General features: G+C 74.0%; 17 protein-coding genes and 1 rRNA gene. 13 read left to right on the top strand and 5 right to left on the bottom strand.

Annotated features, from left to right (window positions below):
• Positions 1-91 (top strand): 5S ribosomal RNA (gene rrf, locus ACZ7IF_RS25355); the annotation flags it as partial.
• Positions 92-97: 6 nt separating this feature from the next.
• Here the strand turns inward: rrf and ACZ7IF_RS25350 are convergent.
• Positions 98-964, bottom strand: a complete 867-nt coding sequence (locus tag ACZ7IF_RS25350; protein ID WP_470975378.1) for a hypothetical protein — start codon at positions 962-964, stop codon at positions 98-100.
• Between the two features lie 30 nt (positions 965-994).
• Here ACZ7IF_RS25350 and ACZ7IF_RS25345 point away from each other — a divergent pair, with 30 nt between their 5' ends.
• On the top strand, positions 995-1837 hold the full coding sequence (locus ACZ7IF_RS25345; RefSeq protein WP_470975376.1) for a tetratricopeptide repeat protein: 843 nt from the start codon (positions 995-997) through the stop codon (positions 1835-1837).
• Positions 1838-1920: 83 nt separating this feature from the next.
• On the opposite strand, the gene ACZ7IF_RS25340 is transcribed toward ACZ7IF_RS25345, so the two are convergent.
• On the bottom strand, positions 1921-3192 hold the full coding sequence (locus ACZ7IF_RS25340; protein WP_470975340.1) for a DUF1015 family protein: 1272 nt from the start codon (positions 3190-3192) through the stop codon (positions 1921-1923).
• Positions 3193-3326: 134 nt separating this feature from the next.
• Here ACZ7IF_RS25340 and ACZ7IF_RS25335 point away from each other — a divergent pair, with 134 nt between their 5' ends.
• The 4 genes from ACZ7IF_RS25335 (at position 3327) to ACZ7IF_RS25320 (ending at position 7403) form a co-directional block, all read left to right on the top strand.
• Positions 3327-4376, top strand: coding sequence for an HAD hydrolase-like protein (locus ACZ7IF_RS25335; RefSeq protein ID WP_470975338.1), 1050 nt, complete (start codon positions 3327-3329; stop codon positions 4374-4376).
• Between the two features lie 62 nt (positions 4377-4438).
• Positions 4439-5488 carry a FecCD family ABC transporter permease gene (locus ACZ7IF_RS25330; protein WP_470975335.1) on the top strand — a complete coding sequence of 350 codons (1050 nt, stop codon included), beginning with the start codon at positions 4439-4441 and terminating at the stop codon, positions 5486-5488.
• Positions 5485-6570: a FecCD family ABC transporter permease gene (locus tag ACZ7IF_RS25325; protein ID WP_470975332.1), complete on the top strand. Its 1086-nt coding sequence runs from the start codon at positions 5485-5487 to the stop codon at positions 6568-6570. The genes ACZ7IF_RS25330 and ACZ7IF_RS25325 overlap by 4 nt, the downstream gene beginning before the upstream one ends.
• Positions 6567-7403 (top strand): ABC transporter ATP-binding protein, encoded by an 837-nt coding sequence (locus ACZ7IF_RS25320; protein ID WP_470975330.1) that lies wholly within the window; start codon positions 6567-6569, stop codon positions 7401-7403. The genes ACZ7IF_RS25325 and ACZ7IF_RS25320 overlap by 4 nt, the downstream gene beginning before the upstream one ends.
• Positions 7404-7412: 9 nt before the next feature.
• Here the strand turns inward: ACZ7IF_RS25320 and ACZ7IF_RS25315 are convergent, their stop codons facing one another.
• Complete coding sequence (locus tag ACZ7IF_RS25315) at positions 7413-7760, bottom strand: SCP2 sterol-binding domain-containing protein (protein WP_470975327.1); 348 nt, start codon at positions 7758-7760, stop codon at positions 7413-7415.
• A 65-nt stretch (positions 7761-7825) separates the two neighbouring features.
• Here ACZ7IF_RS25315 and ACZ7IF_RS25310 point away from each other — a divergent pair, with 65 nt between their 5' ends.
• The 5 genes from ACZ7IF_RS25310 to ACZ7IF_RS25290 all read left to right on the top strand — a co-directional run bounded on the left by ACZ7IF_RS25310 (position 7826) and on the right by ACZ7IF_RS25290 (position 13003).
• Positions 7826-8101: a hypothetical protein gene (locus tag ACZ7IF_RS25310; RefSeq protein ID WP_470975324.1), complete on the top strand. Its 276-nt coding sequence runs from the start codon at positions 7826-7828 to the stop codon at positions 8099-8101.
• 7 nt (positions 8102-8108) lie between these two features.
• Positions 8109-8924 (top strand): TlyA family RNA methyltransferase, encoded by an 816-nt coding sequence (locus ACZ7IF_RS25305; RefSeq protein WP_470975321.1) that lies wholly within the window; start codon positions 8109-8111, stop codon positions 8922-8924.
• Between the two features lie 38 nt (positions 8925-8962).
• Positions 8963-9901, top strand: a complete 939-nt coding sequence (locus ACZ7IF_RS25300) for an NAD kinase (RefSeq protein WP_470975318.1) — start codon at positions 8963-8965, stop codon at positions 9899-9901.
• A 117-nt stretch (positions 9902-10018) separates the two neighbouring features.
• The gene (recN, locus tag ACZ7IF_RS25295) at positions 10019-11737 is read left to right on the top strand and encodes a DNA repair protein RecN (RefSeq protein ID WP_470975373.1); all 1719 of its coding nucleotides are present in this window, start codon (positions 10019-10021) and stop codon (positions 11735-11737) included.
• 147 nt (positions 11738-11884) lie between these two features.
• Positions 11885-13003, top strand: a complete 1119-nt coding sequence (locus ACZ7IF_RS25290; protein WP_470975315.1) for a glycosyltransferase family 4 protein — start codon at positions 11885-11887, stop codon at positions 13001-13003.
• A 69-nt stretch (positions 13004-13072) separates the two neighbouring features.
• Here the strand turns inward: ACZ7IF_RS25290 and ACZ7IF_RS25285 are convergent, their stop codons facing one another.
• Positions 13073-14701 carry a PucR family transcriptional regulator gene (locus tag ACZ7IF_RS25285; RefSeq protein WP_470975312.1) on the bottom strand — a complete coding sequence of 543 codons (1629 nt, stop codon included), beginning with the start codon at positions 14699-14701 and terminating at the stop codon, positions 13073-13075.
• 193 nt (positions 14702-14894) lie between these two features.
• Between ACZ7IF_RS25285 and ACZ7IF_RS25280 the strand changes: the two genes are divergently transcribed.
• Together ACZ7IF_RS25280 and ACZ7IF_RS25275 are read left to right on the top strand one after the other, a co-directional pair.
• Positions 14895-16451 carry an APC family permease gene (locus tag ACZ7IF_RS25280; protein WP_470975309.1) on the top strand — a complete coding sequence of 519 codons (1557 nt, stop codon included), beginning with the start codon at positions 14895-14897 and terminating at the stop codon, positions 16449-16451.
• An 11-nt stretch (positions 16452-16462) separates the two neighbouring features.
• Entirely contained in the window at positions 16463-18106 is a 1644-nt protein-coding gene (locus ACZ7IF_RS25275; RefSeq protein WP_470975306.1) for a flavin monoamine oxidase family protein, read from the top strand.
• A gap of 18 nt (positions 18107-18124) precedes the next feature.
• Here ACZ7IF_RS25275 and ACZ7IF_RS25270 read toward each other — a convergent pair whose 3' ends face one another.
• On the bottom strand, positions 18125-19507 hold the full coding sequence (locus ACZ7IF_RS25270; RefSeq protein ID WP_470975303.1) for an FAD-binding oxidoreductase: 1383 nt from the start codon (positions 19505-19507) through the stop codon (positions 18125-18127).
• Between the last annotated feature and the right edge of the window lie 14 nt (positions 19508-19521).

Below are 19521 nucleotides of genomic sequence, written 5' to 3'. Positions count from 1 at the left end.
GCCCGGTTACATTCCGAACCCGGAAGCTAAGCCTTTCAGCGCCGATGGTACTGCAGGGGGGACCCTGTGGGAGAGTAGGACGCCGCCGAACAATCTTTCAAAGGACCCTTGGTCCAGCGTTCAACGCTGGGCCAAGGGTCCTTTTTGTTTTTCCCATCTTTACGTCGAAGCGCGGCCATGGGCTGGCTGCGCGAGAATGACTAGCGGTACCCCGAAGACAGGAGTCACACCCATGTCCAACTACTCCGACGATCGTCCGGAGCGCGAGCCTCGGCGCAACGACGGCGGTGACAGGGGCGGCTACCGCGGGGGCCGTGACGACCGTGGCGGCGACCGCGGTGGCTTCCGTCGCGACGACCGCGGCGGCCGGCCCGCCGGTGGCGGCTTCCGCCGTGACGACCGTGGCGGGCGTCCCGCCGGCGGTGGCGGCGTCCGTCGCGACGACCGTGGCGGAGACCGTCCGTCGTTCCCGCGTCGTGATGACGACCGTGGTGGTTTCCGTGGCGGTCGTGACGACCGTGGCGGCGACCGCCCGTCGTACCCGCGTCGGGATGACCGTGGCGGCGACCGTCCCTCCTTCCCGCGTCGTGATGACCGTGGCGGCGACCGTCCCTCGTTCCGTCGCGATGACCGGGGTGAGCGTCCCTCGTACCCGCGTCGCGATGACGACCGTGGCGGGCGTCCGTCCTACCCGCGTCGTGATGACGACCGTGGCGGTTTCCGTGGCGGCCGTGACGACCGTGGCGGCGACCGCCCGTCGTACCCGCGTCGGGACGACCGTGGCGGCGACCGCGGTGGCTTCCGTCGCGATGACCGCGGCGACCGTGGTGGGTACCGTGGTGGCCGTGATGACCGTGGTGGCGACCGTGGCGGCTTCCGCCGTGACGACCGCGGTGACCGCGACTTCCGCTCCGACCGTGACCCGGTCAAGCGGCTTCCGATCGACGAGGACGTCACCGGCCACGAGATCGACGCCGATGTCCGTCAGGAGCTCCTGAGCCTGCCGAAGGGCCTGGCCGAGGAGGTCTCGCGGAACCTGGTCATGGTCGCCCGCCTGATCGACGAGGACCCCGAGCAGGCGTACGCGTACTCCCGCATCGCCCTGCGGCTGGCCTCCCGCGTCGCCGCCGTGCGCGAGGCCGCCGGCTTCGCCGCGTACGCGACGCAGAAGTACAGCGAGGCGCTCGCGGAGTTCCGTGCCGCCAAGCGGATGACCGGTTCCGTCGAGCTGTGGCCCGTCATGGCCGACTGCGAGCGCGGCCTCGGCCGTCCGGAGCGGGCGCTGGCCATGGCCGGTGAGCCCGAGGTGCAGAAGCTGGACAAGGCCGGCCAGGTCGAGATGCGTCTGGTCGCGGCCGGTGCCCGCCGGGACATGGGCGAGCTCGACGCCGCCATCGTGACCCTGCAGAGCCCCGAGCTGGCCTCCAGCGCCGTGCAGCCGTGGACCGCGCGCCTGCGGTACGCCTACGCCGACGCCCTGCTCGCGGCCGGCCGTGAGGACGAGGCCCGCGAGTGGTTCGCGAAGACCCTCGAGGCCGACAAGGACGGCGCGACCGACGCCTCCGACCGGCTCGCCGAGATCGACGGCGTGGAGTTCGTGGACGCCGCCGCGGCCGACTCGGAGCTCGATGACGCGGACGTCGACGCGGACATCGACGAGGACGAGGACTCGGACGACGACGAGGACCCGGCGGAGGTGGCCGCCGCCGAGCGCGCCGCCGACCAGGCCGAGTACTACGACGAGGACGACGAGGAGTACGAGCCCGTCGACGACGCCGACGTCGACATGACCGACGAGCTCGTGGTCGTGGAGGACGACGAGCGCGGCAAGGCGTAACCGCGGCGCTCGCGGGACGACGGAAGGGCGGCACCCCCCTCGGGGGTGCCGCCCTTCCGCGTGTCCGGGGCCGGGTGGGGCCGTCAGTCCAGGCTGCGGAGCACCAGACCGGTGGCCGGCTTCGGGCCGAACGAGGTGGATTTGCGGGGCATCGTGACGCCCTGGCGGGCCAGGTCCCGGACGACCTCCTCCCGTACGGGGTGCAGCAGGACCGCGGTGCCGCCGTGCCGTTCGGCCATGGCGACGGTGGCGGCGGCGTCGTGGATGTACGAGATGTGGTCGGGGGCGTCCGGGATCTGCCACAGGGCGTCGAGCAGGGAGGCGTGCAGCACGGTCGCGTCCAGCCGGCGCCAGGCCTCGGGGCGGTCGTGCCGGACGGTGCGCTCGATGAGGGCCGGGTCCGGGTCGGTGACCAGGTGGTAGGAGCCGTCGCCGGTGAGGAGGAAGGCGTTTCCGCGCTCCGAGGCGTCCGCGAGGGCCTCCAGGGCCAGCGGCAGCGGGCCCTCGACGGGGCGGACCCGGAAGGAGCCCTCGACCTTGGCGAGGGCCTCGGTGAGGGGGAGCCGGCGCAGCATCCGATGGATGGCCCGGACCTGGAGCGGGTAGCGGGCGGTGTCGACGAGGAGGACCAGGCCGAAGTCCCACGGGGTGGCGGGGCCGTGCTCCTCCTGGAGGCGCAGGTACGTCGCCCAGCGGTGGTGGCCGTCGGCGATGAGTGCCTGGCGGTGGGCGAGGTCGGCGGTGACGACGGCCAGTTCGCCGGGGTCCGTGATGGCCCAGAGGCTGTGGCGGAAGCCGTCCTCGGTGACGGTGGACAGCAGCGGTTCGCGGGCGGCGGTGTCCTCGACGACGCCGGCCGCTCCGGTGCCGGGGCCGTCGCCGCGGTAGGTGAGGAGGAGGGGCTCCAGGTTGGCCGAGGTGGCGCGCATGAGGCCCGCCCGGTCGGTGACCACGTCCGGCATGACGTCCTCGTGGGGGAGGACGACGCCCGCCTCGGCGGGGGAGAGGGCGAGGGCGCCGATGATGCCGCGCTGGAGGAGGCCCGGCTTGCGCTGCTCGTAGACGTAGAGCGCGGGCCGCGGGTCGGAGCTGAGGACGCCCCCGGCGAGCCAGTCGCGCAGGGTGCGGGCGGCCTGCTCGTTGCGCGCGGCCGGGGTCTCGGCCTGCGGCAGGATCAGCCGGACGATGTTGTGCGGGTCGGCGGATTCGAGGTAGTCGACTCCGTCGGGGCGTACGACCACGTCGTACGGCGGCGAGGTCACTGCCGCCAGGCTGCCGACGCGCTCCGGGACGTAGCGCAGTCCGTGGAAGGGGATCAGGCGCAGCCCGTGCTCCGCGTTGCCAGGTGTGGTCATTGGTGCATGGTAAGACCCGTCTCGCGATGCGGGATGATCGGGGGAGTTACGGGGTAGCGCAAACTCGGACAAGATCGTTCGTAAGAATCGCGGTGTCTCGAGCGTTGTTGGAACGGTTCAAGAGGAGTGGCCAGATGACCCGGCAGAGCAGGACCAGCCCCGCGGGCAGCGAGCGGAGTCTGCACCAGGCGTACGACACGGCGCTGCTGGATCTGGACGGGGTGGTGTACGCGGGCGGGCACGCCATCGCGCACGCGGTGGAGTCCCTGGCCGTGGCCCGGGAGGGCGGGATGCACCTGGCGTACGTCACCAACAACGCGCTGCGGACCCCGGACGCCGTCGCGGAGCACCTGACCGAGCTGGGGATCCCCACCGAGGCGGGTGAGGTGATCACCTCCGCGCAGGCGGTGGCCCGGCTGATCGCGGAGCAGGTGGAGCCGGGGGCGAAGGTGCTGGTGATCGGCGGCGAGGGGCTGCGGGTCGCGCTGCGCGAGCGCGGGCTGGTGCCGGTGGAGTCCGCCGACGAGGAGGGGCTCGCGGCGGTGGTCCAGGGGTACGGCGGGCCGGACCTGGCGTGGGGGAGGTTCGCGGAGGCCGCGTACGCGGTCAACCGCGGGGTGCCGTGGTTCGCGTCGAACACCGACCTGACGATCCCGGGGGCGCGGGGGATCGCGCCGGGCAACGGGGCGGCCGTGGAGGTCGTTCGGATCGCCACGGGCGCGGAGCCGCAGGTGGCGGGGAAGCCGCTGCCCCCGATGCACCGGGAGACGGTGCTGCGGACCGGGGCGGAGCGGCCGCTGGTGGTGGGGGACCGGCTGGACACCGACATCGAGGGCGCGTTCAACGGGGACGTGGACTCGCTGCTGGTGCTGACCGGGGTGACGGACGCCGTCCAGTTGCTGCGGGCCGAGCCGAGGCACCGGCCGACCTATGTGGACCGGGACCTGCGCGGGCTGCTGACGGGGCAGCCGGAGGTGGTGGAGCACGCGGGCGGCTGGCGGTGCGGCGGCTGGACCGCGGTGCACGCGGACGGCCGCCTCGACGTGGAGCCGGCGGGCGGTGCCGGCGGTCCGGGCGATCCGGTCGACGGGCTGCGGGCGCTGTGCGCGGCGGCCTGGTCGCGGGCCGGGGACGGGGCGTACGCGGACGACGTGGAGAAGGCCCTGGCGAAGCTGGGGCTCTGAGCCCGGCGGGCTCGGCCGTTCGGGTGATCAGAATGGGCGCAGGGTAGGCTAACCTAACCTTCGTGTTGGCTGAGAGTCCCCCCGAATCCGAGCAGGGCGCGCCGCCGTCCGTGGCCCGTCCGCGGCACGCGGTGCGCGTGGCCGGTCTGCTGATCGCCCTCGCCGTGCTGGCCCTGGTCGCGGTGGCGAGCATCGCCGTGGGCGCCAAGCCGATGCCGCTCGACGAGGTCTGGCACGGCCTGTTCCACTACTCCGGCACCACCAACGACGTGGTCGTACGGGACCTGCGGGTCCCGCGCACCGTCCTCGGGGTGGTGGTCGGGCTCGGACTCGGCCTGTCCGGCGCGGTGATGCAGGCGCTGACCCGCAACCCGCTGGCCGAGCCCGGCATCCTCGGCGTCAACGCCGGCGCCGCTGCCGCCGTCGTCTCGGCCATCAGCTTCTTCGGGGCCGCCACGCTGAACGAGTACATCTGGTGGGCCTTCCTCGGCGCCGCCGTCGTCTCGGCCGCCGTGTACGTGCTCGGCGGCAGCCGCAGCGCGACGCCGGTGCGCCTCGCGCTCGCCGGTACGGCGGCCAGCGCGGCCCTCGTCGGCTACATCAACGCCGTGCAGCTGATGGACACCAAGGCGCTGGACAAGCTGCGCTTCTGGACGGTGGGTTCGCTGGCCTCGGCCAACATGGACACCGTCAAGCAGGTGGCCCCCTTCCTGCTGGCCGGCGCCGTCCTCGCGCTGACGCTGGGCCGGCCGCTCAACGCGATGGCGATGGGCGACGACACCGCGCGGGCGCTCGGCGCGAACCTGACGCGGACCCGGATCCTGGCGATGGTGGCCATCACCCTGCTGTGCGGGGCCGCGACGGCCGCGTGCGGGCCGATCATCTTCATCGGGCTGATGATCCCGCACCTGGCCCGCCTGGTGACCGGGCCCGACATGCGCTGGGTGCTCGCGTACTCGGCCGTCCTGTCGCCCGTGCTGCTGCTCGGCGCCGACGTGGTCGGACGGGTCGTCACCCGGCCGTCCGAACTCCAGGTCGGGATCGTCACGGCGCTCATCGGCGGCCCCGTCTTCATCCACCTGGTTCGGCGCAAGAGGATGGCCCAGCTGTGACCGCGACCCCCGCCGCCCCGACTCCCGCCCCGACCCCCGTCCCGGCCTCCCGGCTCCGGGCCCTGCGCGGACCCGGCCGCACCTCGCTGCGCGTCGAGCCGCGCGCGCTGGTGACCGGGCTGGTGCTGGCCGCGGCGACCCTGGTGCTGGCCGTCGTGCTCATCGGCACCGGCGACTTCGAGATCGCGCCCTGGGACGTCGTGCAGACCCTGCTGGGCAACGGGACCCCCGCCGACGACTTCATCGTGAACGACCTGCGGCTGCCGCGGGTCCTGGTCGCGGTGCTGGTCGGCGCGGCCCTCGGGATGTCCGGGGCGGTCTTCCAGTCCGTCTCGCGCAATCCGCTCGGCTCCCCGGACATGCTCGGCTTCGGGTACGGGTCGGCCGTCGGCGCGCTCGTCGTCATCGTCCTGTTCAAGGGCGGCGCCACCGAGGTCGCGCTGGGCGCGGTCGTCGGCGGCCTGCTGGCCGGCGCGGTCGTCTACCTCCTCGCGTACAAGCAGGGGATCCACGGCTACCGGCTGGTGCTCGTCGGCATCGGGGCGTCCGCCGTCCTGGTGGCGGTCATCCAGTACCTGATAGCCAAGGCGCAGATCGTCGAGGCCACCCGGGCGATGGTGTGGCTGACCGGTTCGCTGGCCGGGCGGGACTGGGCGCAGGTGTGGCCGCTGCTGGCGGCCTGCGCGGTGCTGTTCCCGCTGGTCCTCGGGCAGAGCAGGGCGCTGCGGATGATCGAGATGGGCGACGACGCCGCGTACGCGCTGGGCGTGCCCGTGGAGCGGACCCGGATGCTGCTGATGCTGGCGGCGGTCCTGCTGACCACCGCGGCGGCCGCCGCGGCCGGGCCGATCAGCTTCGTCGCGCTGGCCGCGCCGCAGCTGGCCCGGCGGCTGTCGCGGTCGCCCGGGTCGAACCTGCTGACCGGCGCGCTGATGGGCGCCGTCCTGCTGCTGGCCTCGGACCTGGCCTCGCAGCGGGCCTTCGGCTCCGACCAGCTGCCGGTGGGCGTGGTCACGGGGCTGGTCGGCGGTGTCTACCTGCTCTGGCTGCTCGTCACGGAGCGCAAGGCGGGACGCATATGAACAAGCAGGTCGAAACGAGGAGTGGGCAAGTGCAGAGGCTGAGCGCGGAGAACGTCACCCTCGGCTACGACCAGCGGGTCATCGCGGAGGACCTGTCGGTGGAGATCCCCGACAACTCCTTCACGGTGATCGTGGGTCCCAACGCCTGCGGCAAGTCGACGCTGCTGCGCGCCCTGTCGCGGATGCTGAAGCCGGCCGCAGGGCGGGTGCTGCTCGACGGGCAGGCGATCTCCTCGCTGCCCGCGAAGAAGGTGGCGAAGACGCTGGGCCTGCTCCCGCAGTCCTCGGTCGCCCCCGACGGCATCACGGTCGCCGACCTGGTCTCGCGCGGCCGCTATCCGCACCAGGGGCTGCTGCGCCAGTGGTCGGCGCAGGACGAGCGGATCGTCGTCGAGTCGATGACCTCGACCGGCGTCGCCGAGCTCGCCGACCGGGCCGTGGACGAGCTGTCGGGCGGCCAGCGCCAGCGGGTGTGGATCGCGATGGCCCTGGCCCAGCAGACCCCGCTGCTGCTGCTGGACGAGCCGACGACCTACCTGGACATCCAGCACCAGCTCGACGTGCTCGACCTGTGCGCGGAGCTCCACGAGACCCAGGGGCGGACCCTGGTGGCGGTGCTGCACGACCTCAATCAGGCGGCCCGCTACGCCACGCACCTGATCGCCCTGCGCGGGGGCGTGGTCGTCGCCGAGGGCCCGCCGGCCGAGGTGGTCACCGCCGAGCTGGTGGAGGAGGTGTTCGGGGTGCGCTGCCAGATCATCGACGACCCGGAGACCGGTACGCCGCTGGTTGTCCCGGCCGCCCGGCAGGCCCGGGCGAAGGCCGCCGTCTGAGGCGTACGTCTACAGCAGGCTCTTGAGGCGCAGCAGGTCGCGGAAGCCGGCCTCCAGGCGGACCCGGCCCGAGGCCCAGGCCTTGGCGAACTTCAGCTCGCCGGCGACCATCGCGACCAGGTCGTCGCCGGTCATCGCCAGCCGGATCTCGGCCTTGGACGGGGGCGGTCCGGGCGTGAGCCCGTCCACCCGGATCCGGCCGCCACGGAGGCGGCCGGAGAAGGTCTCGTCGAGGTCCGTGATGTGGCAGCTCAGGGAGCGGTCGAGGGCTGCGGCGCCGCGTACGTCGCCGTCCGCCGCGGCCAGGTTGTCGGAGAGTCGGTCGAGTGCCGCGCGGCACTCCTGGATCGTAGCCATGGTGATCACGACCGTACCGCAGAGCCGCGGGTGGTGACGGCCGCGCTTCGGGGTAGCGTCGTGGCATGACCGACGCACAGTCCGGGAGCGTGCCGGACGACCCCCGGGATCCCGCGGGCGGGCCCTCCGAGCCGCCCGCCGGGCCCGCGCCGCTGGGCCTCGTACGGACCCCCACCGGGCACGCCGCGGTGGACGCGCACCTGGAGCGGCTGGCGGACGCGGACGACCTGGCGGCGGACGGGCACGTCGAGGTGTACGAGGATGTGCACAGGGGACTGCGCGAGGCGCTGGACGCGCTGGACGCGACGCCCGTCCCCGGACCTTACGAAAACAGGAGCTGAACCGAACGTGGCAGGAGTGGCACGCCGCCGCCTGGACGCCGAACTGGTACGCCGCAGCATGGCCCGCTCGCGCGAGCACGCGGCCCAGCTGATCGCCGCGGGCCGGGTCACCGTGGGCGGTACCACCGCCACCAAACCGGCCACCCAGGTCGAGACCAGCGCGGCGCTCGTCGTCCTCAAGGACGACAGCGACCCCGACTACGTCTCCCGGGGCGGCCACAAGCTGGCCGGCGCGCTCGCGGCCTTCCGGCCGCGGGGGCTGGCGGTCGAAGGCCGCCGGGCGCTGGACGCCGGTGCCTCGACGGGCGGGTTCACCGATGTGCTGCTGCGCGCGGGCGTGGCCCACGTCGTCGCCGTCGACGTCGGCTACGGACAGCTCGCCTGGTCGCTGCAGAGCGACGAGCGGGTCACCGTCAAGGACCGTACGAACGTGCGCGAGCTGACGCCGGAGCTGATCGACGACGTCCCGGTGGACCTGGTCGTGGGGGACCTGTCGTTCATCTCCATCGGCCTGGTGCTGCCCGCGCTGGTGCGGTGCACGGCGCCGGACGCCGATCTGGTGCTGATGGTGAAGCCGCAGTTCGAGGTGGGCAAGGACCGCCTGGGCAGCGGCGGTGTGGTGCGCAGCGCCGAGCTGCGGGCCGAGGCCGTGAAGGACGTCGCGGCGCAGGCCTGGAAGCTGGGGCTGGGTGTGCTCGGGGTGACCGCGAGCCCGCTGCCGGGGCCGTCGGGGAACGTCGAGTACTTTCTGTGGCTTCGGGCGGGGGCACCGGCACTCGACCCGGGGGATGTCGATCGTGCAGTGGCGGAGGGGCCGCAGTGACGGATGTGTCAGCAGGTTCAGCAGGTTCAGCACGTCGGGTGGAATCGGAGGGGGCGGCCTCGGAGGAGGCAGCGGAGCCGGCGGGGCCGCGGACCGTCTTCCTGGTCGCGCACACCGGCCGGCCCGCCGCGATCCGCAGCGCCGAACTGGTGGTGCAGGGGCTGCTGAAGTCGGGGATCGGGGTGCGGGTCCTGGAGCACGAGGCGCGGGACCTGCCGCTGCCGCCCGAGGTGGAGCTCGTCGCGGAGTGCACGCCCAAGGTGTTCGAGGGGTGCGAGCTGCTGATCGTGCTGGGCGGGGACGGGACCCTGCTGCGCGGGGCGGAGTTCGCGCGCGGCTCGGGGGTGCCGATGCTGGGCGTCAACCTGGGCCGGGTGGGGTTCCTCGCCGAGGCCGAGCGCGACGACCTGGACAAGGTCGTGGACCGGGTGGTGAGGCGGTCGTACGAGGTCGAGGAGCGGATGACCCTCGACGTCCTCGTCCGGACCAACGGCGACATCGTGCACCGGGACTGGGCGCTGAACGAGGCCGCCGTCCAGAAGGTCTCCGCCGAGCGGATGCTGGAGGTGGTCCTGGAGATCGACGGCCGCCCGGTGACCGGCTTCGGCTGCGACGGGATCGTCTGCGCGACGCCGACGGGTTCCACGGCGTACGCGTTCTCCGCGGGCGGGCCGGTGGTGTGGCCGGAGGTGGAGGCGCTGCTGATGGTTCCGATCAGCGCCCACGCGCTGTTCGCGAAGCCGCTGGTGACCTCGCCCACCTCGGTGCTGGCGGTGGAGGTGCAGAACGGGACCCCGCACGGCGCCCTGTGGTGCGACGGGCGCAGGACGCTGGAGCTGCCCGCAGGGGCGCGGGTGGAGGTCCGCCGGGGGACGGTGCCGGTGCGGCTCGCCCGGCTGCACCACGCGTCGTTCACGGACCGGCTGGTGGCGAAGTTCGCGCTGCCGGTCTCGGGGTGGCGCGGGGCACCGCACTAGGGGGTGTCCGGCGGATCCCCCCAGCCCCTCAATAGCACATCCGTTCGAGCAACTTCGGGCGGGTGAGGTCACATGGCACCCGTGAAACCTCGGTATGGTCGTCCCGTGCTTGAGGAGATGCGGATACGGTCGCTCGGGGTCATCGACGACGCGGTGGTCGAGCTGTCGCCCGGTTTCACCGCGGTGACCGGCGAGACCGGTGCGGGCAAGACGATGGTCGTCACCAGCCTCGGGCTGCTGCTCGGCGGCCGCGCCGACCCGGCCCTGGTGCGGATCGGGGCCAAGGCCGCGGTGGTCGAGGGGCGCGTCGTCATGCGCCCGGACGCGCCCGCCGCCGTACGCGCCGAGGAAGCCGGGGCCGAGCTCGACGAGGGCGCCCTGCTGATCAGCCGGACCGTGTCCGCCGAGGGGCGCTCCCGCGCCCACGTCGGCGGCCGCTCCGTGCCCGTCGGCCTGCTCTCCGAGCTCGCCGACGACCTCGTCGCCGTCCACGGCCAGACCGACCAGCAGGGCCTGCTGCGCCCGGCCCGCCAGCGCCAGGCCCTCGACCGGTACGCCGGCGACGCCGTCGCCGTCCCGCTGGAGAAGTACGCCGGCGCGTACCGGCGGCTGCGCGCCGCGACCGCCGAGCTGGACACCATCACCACCCGCGCCCGCGAACGGGCGCAGGAGGCGGACCTGCTGCGCTTCGGGCTGGACGAGATCGCCGCCGTGGAACCGCTGCCCGGCGAGGACGCCGAGCTCGCGGCCGAGGCCGAACGGCTCGGGCACGCCGAGTCCCTGGCCTCCGCGGCGCAGGCCGCGCACGCGGCGCTGGCCGGCGACGTCGAGGACCCGGAGGGCGTCGACGCCAACACCCTCGTCGCGGGCGCCCACCGCGCGCTGGAGTCCGTACGCTCCCACGACCAGGCGCTCGGCGCGCTCGCCGACCGGATCGGGGAGCTGGGCATCCTGCTCGCCGACGTCGCCGGGGAACTCGCCGGGTACGCCGACGACCTGGACGCCGACCCGCTGCGGCTGGCCGCGGTGGAGGAGCGGCGGGCCGCCCTCACCCAGCTGACCCGCAAGTACGGGGAGTCCGTCGACTCGGTGCTCGACTGGGCCCAGAAGGGCTCGGCGCGGCTGCTGGAGCTGGACGGGGACGACGAGCGGATCACCGGGCTCACCGCCGAGCGGGACGCCCTGCGCGAGGAGCTGTCGCTGCTGGCGCAGGCGCTGACGGACGCCCGGACCGAGGCCGCCGAGCGCTTCGCCGCCGCCGTCACCGAGGAGCTGGCCTCCCTGGCCATGCCCCACGCCCGGGTGACCATCGAGATCCGGCAGACCGAGGACGCCGACGGCGTCGAGGTCGGCGGGCGCACGGTCGCGTACGGGCCCGCGGGCGCGGACGAGGTCGAGCTGCTGCTGGCCCCGCACCCCGGAGCCCAGCCGCGGCCGATCGCCAAGGGTGCCTCGGGCGGTGAGCTGTCGCGGGTCATGCTGGCGGTGGAGGTCGTCTTCGCCGGTTCCGCGCCCGTGCCCACGTACCTCTTCGACGAGGTCGACGCGGGCGTCGGCGGCAAGGCGGCCGTCGAGATCGGGCGGCGGCTCGCGAAGCTCGCCAAGTCCGCGCAGGTCGTGGTCGTCACGCACCTGCCGCAGGTCGCGGCTTTCGCGGACCGCCAGCTGCTCGTGGAGAAGACCGTCGACGGATCGGTGACCCGGTCCGGGGTGACCGTGCTGGAGGGCGAGGACCGGATCCGCGAGCTGTCGCGGATGCTGGCCGGCCAGGAGGACTCCCAGACGGCGCGGGCCCACGCCGAGGAGCTGCTGGAGGCGGCGCGCGCGGACGCGTGACGACGGGCTCGTTAGCCCGTGTGGGTGAGGCTGGGGGGCGCACTGCGGTATCTCGTACGGGATCCGCACCCGTATGGTCCCGGAACGCGCGTGCGGACTGGCATCCTGGGCGACGTCCCCTGACTCCTCACCCTGGAGCTACGGCCCGTGAGCAGCTCCCCGGCCTCCTTCCCGGCCCCCGCACAGCCGTACGGGCGGCCCCCGCTGCGTACCGTCCAGGTCCTCGGCGGTGCGGGGGCGGGCAGCAGCGCGCACGTGCGGTCCCTGGCGACGGGGCTCGCGGCGCGGGGAGTACGGGTCACCGTGTGCGCCCCCGTCGCGGCCGAAGGGGAGTACGACTTCACCGGCGCCGGGGCGGAGTTCACCCCCGACGCGGCGAGCGCCCTGCGGGCCGCCTGCGCCGGGGCCGACGTGGTGCACGCCCACGGGATCCGGGCCGGGATGCGGGCCGCGCTGGCGCTGCGCCGCGGCCGCGGGCGGCGGGTGCCGCTGGTGGTGACCTGGCACGGCAGCGCGCCGGAGCCCGCGGGCCCGCTCGGGCGGCTGAGCCGGCTCCTGGAGCGGCACGTCGCCCGGGCCGCGGCGGTGGTGCTGGGCTCCTCCTCCGACCAGGTCGACCTCGCGCGGCGGCGCGGGGCGCGGGACGCGCGGCTGGCGGCGGTGGCCGTACCGGCAGCGGCGGCCCTGCCCGACGCGGGCAAGACCCGGGCGGAACTGGGCGCGGTGGAACGGCCGCTGATCATCGCGGTCGGCAGCCTGGTGGCGCGGCGCGGGTACTCCGTACTGCTGGACGCCGCGCGGGCGTGGCGGGTGCTGGAGCCGCTGCCGCTGCTGGTGATCGCGGGGGAGGGGCCGCTGCGGCCCGAACTGACCCGGCGCATCGAGGAGGAGGGCCTCCCGGTGCGGCTGCTGGGCCGCCGCCGGGACGCCGACCGGCTGCTCGCGGCGGCGGACGTGGCGGTGCTGCCGAGCCGCTGGGAGGGCCGGTCCCTGCTGGCGCAGGAGGCCCTGAGGGCGGGGGTGGCCCTGGTGGCCACCGAGGTCGGGGGAGTCCCGGAACTGGTCGGCGACGCGGCGGTCCTGGTCCCCTACGGCGACTCGGGCGCGCTGGCGGGCGCGGTGGCGGCCCTCCTGGACGACCCGGACCGCCGGGCCGCCCTCGCGGTGGCGGGGCGGGCCCAGGCGGCGACGTGGCCGTCGGAGGACGACACGGTGGCGCAGGTCCTGGCGGTGTACGACGAACTGATGGAACGCCCCGTCTCCTGACGTGCCGCCGCCTTCCTGACGCTGACGTGCCGCCGCCTTCCTGACGCGCCGAGCCGTGTGAGCGGCGCGTCAGGAAGGAGAGGAGACCGTATGGCGGCGGGCGCGGAGGGCCAGGCTGAGGGAGAGGACCGTTTCGGGGTCGTCCAGGTCCGTGCCCAGGAGTTCCGAGATGCGGGCCAGGCGGTTGTACAGGGTCTGGCGGTTCAGGTGGAGCTCGCGCGCGGTCTCCGCCTTGCGGCCCGCGTGGGCCAGGTACGTCTCCAGCGTCGGGAGGAGCGGCGGCCGGGACGCGGCGTCGTGGACCCGCAGGGCCCCGATCGCGCGGTCCACGAACGCCGCCAGGTCCGGGTGCTCGCGCAGGCGCCACAGCAGCAGGTCGATGTCCAGGCGGCGGGCGTCGTACCAGAGCCGGGCCGGCAGGCCGTGGGCCGCGGTGGCGGTCTCGGCGGCGTGCCGCAGGCCCGAGGAGGCGGCCGCCCAGCCGCCCGCGACGCCCACGACCACGGCCGGCGGGGCGGAGGCCCGGTCGAGGCCGGCCCGCTCGACGCCCGCCCGCAGCGCGGCGGCGACCCGGTCGGCGACCGCCGTGCGTTCCGACTCGGTGCGCAGGGAGACCAGCAGCGGCACCCGGCCCTCCACCGGACGGACGCCCAGCAGTACCGGCACCCCGACCGAGGACAGCTCCTCCAGCACCGCCCGGGCCAGCACCGCCCAGTTCCCCGAGGCCCCCAGGTCCGTGGACAGCCGCATCACGATCGGCAGCAGCGGCCCCGTCCCCGGCCGGAAGCCCAGGACCCGGGCCTGCGCCGGGGCGTCGTCCGCCGAGATCCGGCCCTCCGCCAGGTCCGTGAGGAAGTCCCCCCGGCCGCGCGCGGCCAGCTCCTCCTCCTGCCGCGCCTGCATCAGCACCACCGCGAGGACCCCCGCCGTGCGCTCCGCCGCCATCCGGTGGACCGGAAGCAGCGGCGCCGAGACCCCGGCCAGGACGACCCGCGCCCGGACCGACCCGGTGCCGTGGCCTCCGCCCGGTACGTCGACCACCACCGCGTTCGCCGACGGCTCGGCCGCGCGCTGGCCCCGTAGCCCCTCCCACACCTGGAGCGGGTCCGCCGCCGCTTCCCCGGCCACCGGTCCGGCCGCGTACAGGAGTTGGCCGTCCGGGGTCTCCAGGAAGACCGGGTTGGCGGTGAAGTCGGCCAGGATGCGCAGCACCTGCGGGATCCCGCCGCCGCCCAGCAGGGCCTCCGTGCAGCGCCGGTGGACCTCCTCGGCCCGCTGGAGCAGGGCGTAGTGGCCGTTGACGATCTCGGTGTGGACCTCCTCCGTCACCGTCACGAAGGGGACCTCGCGGTGGAGTTGGACCAGGGGCAGTCCAGCGGCCTTCGCGGTCTCGACGATGGTGGCGGGCAGCCGGGTGAAGCGCGGGCCCAGTTCCACGACCAGCGCGGCGATGCCCCGGTCCGCGAGGCGGCGTACGAAGGCGCGCTGCTCGGCCGGCCGGGTGCCCAGCCCGAGCCCGGTGGTCAGCAGCAGTTCGCCGCCCTTGAGCAGCGAGGCGATGTTCGGCACCTCGCCCGCGTGCACCCAGCGCACGGTCCGTCCCAGCCGGTCGGCGCAGGCGACCACCTCCGGGAGCCCGCCGCGCAGCCCCGGCAGCTCAAGTGCCCGCTGAACCGTGATTCCGCCCTGGTCGTCCATATCGCGGACGCTACCGGCCGCCCCGTTCCGCGCACATCACCGGGCGGTTACGGAGTCCGATATGCCCCCGTCCGGACCGACAACTCGTCGCCCCCGCAAGGTGATTATCGGACCGCGTGCCGATTGTGGCGTGCGTCACCCGGGTGGAGAGTGTCGGCCCTCGGACAGATCAGGAAGCAGGAACGAGGACTCCATGAGCAGAGCCAGCGCCACGCCTCCGCCCGCCGCCGGGACCACACCCCCGGTCCAGCGCCTGAAGGCCAACTCCGTCGGCCTCGTCGGCGTCGTCTTCATGGCGGTCGCCACCGCCGCGCCGATCACCGCGATGACCGGCAACCTCCCCATCGCGGTCGGCTTCGGCAACGGCACCGGTGCCCCCGCCGGGTACCTCTTCGCGACCGTCGTCCTCACCGTCTTCGCAGTCGGCTACGTGGCCATGGCCAAGCGGATCACCGCCGCCGGCGCCTTCTACGGATACATATCGCACGGCCTCGGCCGGATCGCCGGCATGGCCTCCGGGATGCTCGCCGTCCTCGCGTACATCGTTTTCGAGGCCTCGATCGTCGGCGTCTTCTCCTACTTCGCGAAGACGACCGTCCACGACCAGCTCGGCGTGGACCTGCCGTGGATCCTCTACGCGGCCGCCATGCTCGCCGTCACCGCCGTCCTCGCCCACTTCGACATCAACCTCACCGCCAAGGCCCTCGGCGTGATGCTCGTCGCCGAGATCGCCGTCCTCTTCGCCGTCGCCACCGCCGTGCTCCTCGCGGGCGGCGGCCCCGACGGGATCCCGCTGGAGCCCGTCGACCCGAAGAACGCCTTCACCGGCACCTCCGCCGGACTCGGCCTCTTCTTCGCCTTCTGGTCCTGGGTCGGCTTCGAGTCCACCGCGATGTACGGGGAGGAGTCCCGCGACCCCAAGCGGGTCATCCCGAAGGCCACCATCATCTCCGTCGTCGGAGTGGGCCTCTTCTACATCTACGTCTCCTGGATGACCATCGCCGGCAACGGCCTGGCCGACTCCGTCACCCTCTCCGCCTCCGCGAGCCCCCTCGACCTGTTCTTCGCACCCACCCGGACCTTCATCGGGGCCTGGGCCGTCGACGCCTTCCAGTGGCTGCTGCTCACCGGCTCCTTCGCCTGCGGCATGGCCTTCCACCAGTGCGCCGCCCGCTACCTGTACGCCATCGGCCGCGAGGGCTTCCTGCACCCCGGACTCGGCCGCACCCACCACCGCCACGGCTCCCCGTACGTGGCCTCCGTGGCGCAGACCGCCATCGCCACCGCCCTCGTCGCCGGCTTCTGGCTCACCGGCCAGGACCCGTACCTGCACCTGTACACGCTGCTCGCGATCCTCGGCACGATGGCGATCCTGATCGTGCAGACCCTGTGTTCCTTCGCGGTCATCGGTTACTTCCGCGCCAACCACCCCGAGGACCGGCACTGGTTCAGGACCTTCACCGCGCCGCTGCTCGGCGGGATCGGGATGACCGCCGTCGTGGTCCTGCTGGTGCTCAACATGGAGACCGCCGCGGGCGCCGCCGCCGGGTCGCTGTTCTTCAAGCTCATCCCGTGGATCGTCGGCGCCGTCTTCCTCGGCGGCCTGGCACTGGGCCTCTGGCTGAAGGCGAAGGCCCCCGAGCGGTACGAGGTCATCGGCCGGATCGTCCTGGAGGACGCCGCCGAACGCACCGACGCCCCCGACGGCCCCGCCGCCACCGCCTCCGGCCCGACCGCCGCCACCGTCTGAGGAGCCCCGCCATGGCCCGTACGCCCCTGATGCGTTCCCTGCGGCAGCTCGCCGCCGAACACGCCGCCGCCCGCCGGCTGCGCCTGCCCGTCGCCGAGGTGCGCGGCTCCACCCGCCGCGAACTCCTCTCCCGGGCCGCCGCGCTCGGCCTCGGCACCGCCATCGCCTCCTCCGCGACGGCGGCCGCCACCGCCACCGCGTACGCCGCGGACAGCGCCCCCGCCAAGAAGCCCGCCGCCCCCGCCCGCGTCGCCGTCGTCGGCGCCGGGATCTCCGGCCTCACCGCCGCGCTCACCCTCCAGGACGCGGGCGTCCCCTGCACCCTCTACGAGGCCGACCCGGCCCGCGTCGGCGGCCGCATGTGGACCCAGCGCGGCCACTGGGCGTACGGCCAGACCTCCGAGATCGGCGGCGAGCTGATCGACACCAGCCACAAGAAGATCCTCGAACTCTGCCGCCGCTTCGGCCTGCCCACGGAGGACTTCCTCGGCGGCGGACCCAACGGGGCGCAGGAGGTCCTCTGGTTCAACGGCGGGTACTACTCCCGCACCCAGGCCGACGAGGACTTCAAGGCCGTCTACCAGGCGCTGCGCCGCGACCTCCAGGAAGCCGGCGAGGTCAGCTGGAACAGCTCCACCCCCGCCGGGACCGCCCTCGACGACATGACCCTGTACGAGTGGATCGAGACCCGCGTCCCCGGCGGCCACACCTCAAGGCTGGGCCGCTTCATCGACGTCGCCTACAACGTCGAGTACGGCGCCGACACCACCGCCCAGTCCGCCCTCGCCCTGGTCCTGCTGATGGGCTACCAGCCCAACCCCGGCAACTTCAACGTCTGGGGCCTGTCCAACGAGCGCTACCACATCACCGGCGGCAACGACCGGCTCCCGAACGCCATCGCCGCCGCCCTGGCCCCCGGCACGGTCGTGATGGGCCGCGCGCTGCTCGCCGTACGCGCCAACGCCGACGGCACCCAGACCCTCACCTTCGACGACGCCGGCGCCACCCGCACCGCCGTCGCCGACCACACCGTCCTGTGCCTGCCGCTGCCGGTCCTCCAGAACCTCGACACCTCGCGGGCCGGCTTCGACCCGCTGATGCGCGACCTGCTGCGCGACGCCCGCATGGGCCACTGCACCAAGCTCAACATGCAGTTCACCGCCCGGCCCTGGCGCGGCACCGGCCCCTGGCCGGGCGTCTCCGCCGGCGACTGCTTCACCGACTCCGACGTCCAGCAGACCTGGGACACCACCAAGGTCCAGCCCGGCAGCGGCGGCATCCTCCTCCAGTACGGCGGAGGCAGCCTCGCCGGCTCCCTCACCCCCGCGAGCCCCTTCGCCACCGAGGCCGACCCCTACGTACGCGCCCTCGCCGGCCGGATGCTCACCGGCATCGACGCCTTCTACCCCGGCACCAAGGCCGCCTGGACCGGCCGCGCCCAGCTCTCCGCCTGGCACCGCAACCCCTACTCGCTGGGCGCCTACTCGTACTGGCCCACCGGCTACCTGCACCGCTACGCCAAGTACGAGGGCACCGCCCAGGGCAACGTGCACATCGGCGGCGAGCACTGCAGCTACGACTTCCAGGGGTTCATGGAGGGCGGCGCCACCGAGGGCGAACGGGCCGCCCGGGAGGTGATCGCCGCCCTCACCTGACACCCGCGCGGGGGCGCCTCACAGGGGCTTGATGTTGTGGTTGAAGCGGAAGACGTTGTCCGGGTCGTGACGCCGCTTCAGCTCGCCCAGGCGCCGCATGTTCTCGGCGCCCAGGCCGGCCACCACCCGGTCCGCGCCCTCGTCCCCGGTGAAGTTGAGGTACACCGCGCCGGTGCTCCACGGCCGGGCGTCGGCGCGGACGTCCCCGACCCACCCCCGGACCCGGTCGTCGTCGGCCGGGTCCTCCCACATCCCGAACGGGTGCACCGCCCAGGGCGCGTCGCGGTAGGGGACCGGGTAGTCGGCCGGGCCGGAGGCGACCGCCCCGCCCTGCGGGAACAGCACGTGCTGGGTGCCCGTCGGCACCGGCATCGAGTCGGCCCGCGCGCAGAACACGTCCACGAACTCGTCCGGCGCACCGGTCAGGTACTCCGCCGACCAGTAGTTCCGCAGCCCCGGCGGGTCGTCGATCATGCACTGGAGGTCGGCGTACGCGATCGGCGTGACCATCTCCACCTCGTGCGGGATCGCCAGCAGCGGCTCCGCCAGCGCCCGCAGCCCGTCCTCGGGGCCCGCGTACGTCAGCAGCACGCCCGCCACCAGCAGGCCCACCAGGTGCGGCGGGACGAACTCCTCGGGCGGTGCCGTCAGGTAGATGGCGCCGCCGCCCGCCTCGGGCGGACCCGACTCGATGACGTCCCGGAAGGCGCGCACCACCTCCGGGCCGCGCTCCGGCAGGTACAGCAGGAACGCGATCGACATGTGGGGCAGCTCGTGCAGCCGCAGCGTCAGCGAGGTGGCGATGCCGAAGTTCCCGCCGCCGCCGTGCAGCCCCCAGAACAGGTCCGGGTGGTCCTCCGCCGTGACGTGCAGCAGCTCCCCGTCGGCGGTGACCAGGTCCACGCCCAGCAGGTTGTCCACCGCCAGGCCGAACTTCCGGTCCAGCCAGCCCGTCCCCCCGCCCAGTACGAAACCGCCCACGCCGGTGGTGGAGGCCCGGCCCCCGGTGGTCGCCAGCGCGTACGGCTCGCAGGCCCGGTCCAGGTGGCTCATCGTGGCCCCGCCCCCGATGTACGCGGCCTGCGCCGCCGGATGGACGGTCACCCCGTGCATCCGGCGCAGGTCCACGACCAGGCCCCCGTCGTTCAGGGACATGCCCGCCACGCTGTGCCCGCCGCCGCGCACCGCGACCGGCAGGTCCAGCTCCCGGGCGAAGCGCACCGCCGTCACCACGTCCGACGCGCCCTCGCACTGGGCGATCACCGCCGGCCGGCGGTCGATCATCGCGTTGAACAGGGTCCGGGCACCGTCGTACCCCGGGTCGTCCGGGGCGAAGACGTCGCCGGCCAGATCCTCGCGGAGCGCGGCGAGGGCCGCGCCCGCCTTCGAGAGGGGCGCCATGGCCACCCCCCTTT

Source organism: Streptomyces sp. NPDC037421 (assembly GCF_055602105.1).
This window is presented reverse-complemented; position numbering and strand designations above follow the sequence as displayed.

Bases quoted from the DNA above. Each gene is read 5' to 3' on its own strand.
- ACZ7IF_RS25340 (WP_470975340.1), bottom strand. From the start codon at position 3,192: ATGACCACACCTGGCAACGCGGAGCACGGGCTGCGCCTGATCCCCTTC.
- ACZ7IF_RS25335 (WP_470975338.1), top strand. From the start codon at position 3,327: ATGACCCGGCAGAGCAGGACCAGCCCCGCGGGCAGCGAGCGGAGTCTG.
- ACZ7IF_RS25320 (WP_470975330.1), top strand. From the start codon at position 6,567: ATGAACAAGCAGGTCGAAACGAGGAGTGGGCAAGTGCAGAGGCTGAGC.
- ACZ7IF_RS25315 (WP_470975327.1), bottom strand. From the start codon at position 7,760: ATGGCTACGATCCAGGAGTGCCGCGCGGCACTCGACCGACTCTCCGAC.
- ACZ7IF_RS25310 (WP_470975324.1), top strand. From the start codon at position 7,826: ATGACCGACGCACAGTCCGGGAGCGTGCCGGACGACCCCCGGGATCCC.
- recN (WP_470975373.1), top strand. From the start codon at position 10,019: ATGCGGATACGGTCGCTCGGGGTCATCGACGACGCGGTGGTCGAGCTG.
- ACZ7IF_RS25285 (WP_470975312.1), bottom strand. From the start codon at position 14,701: ATGGACGACCAGGGCGGAATCACGGTTCAGCGGGCACTTGAGCTGCCG.
- ACZ7IF_RS25280 (WP_470975309.1), top strand. From the start codon at position 14,895: ATGAGCAGAGCCAGCGCCACGCCTCCGCCCGCCGCCGGGACCACACCC.
- ACZ7IF_RS25275 (WP_470975306.1), top strand. From the start codon at position 16,463: ATGGCCCGTACGCCCCTGATGCGTTCCCTGCGGCAGCTCGCCGCCGAA.
- ACZ7IF_RS25270 (WP_470975303.1), bottom strand. From the start codon at position 19,507: ATGGCGCCCCTCTCGAAGGCGGGCGCGGCCCTCGCCGCGCTCCGCGAG.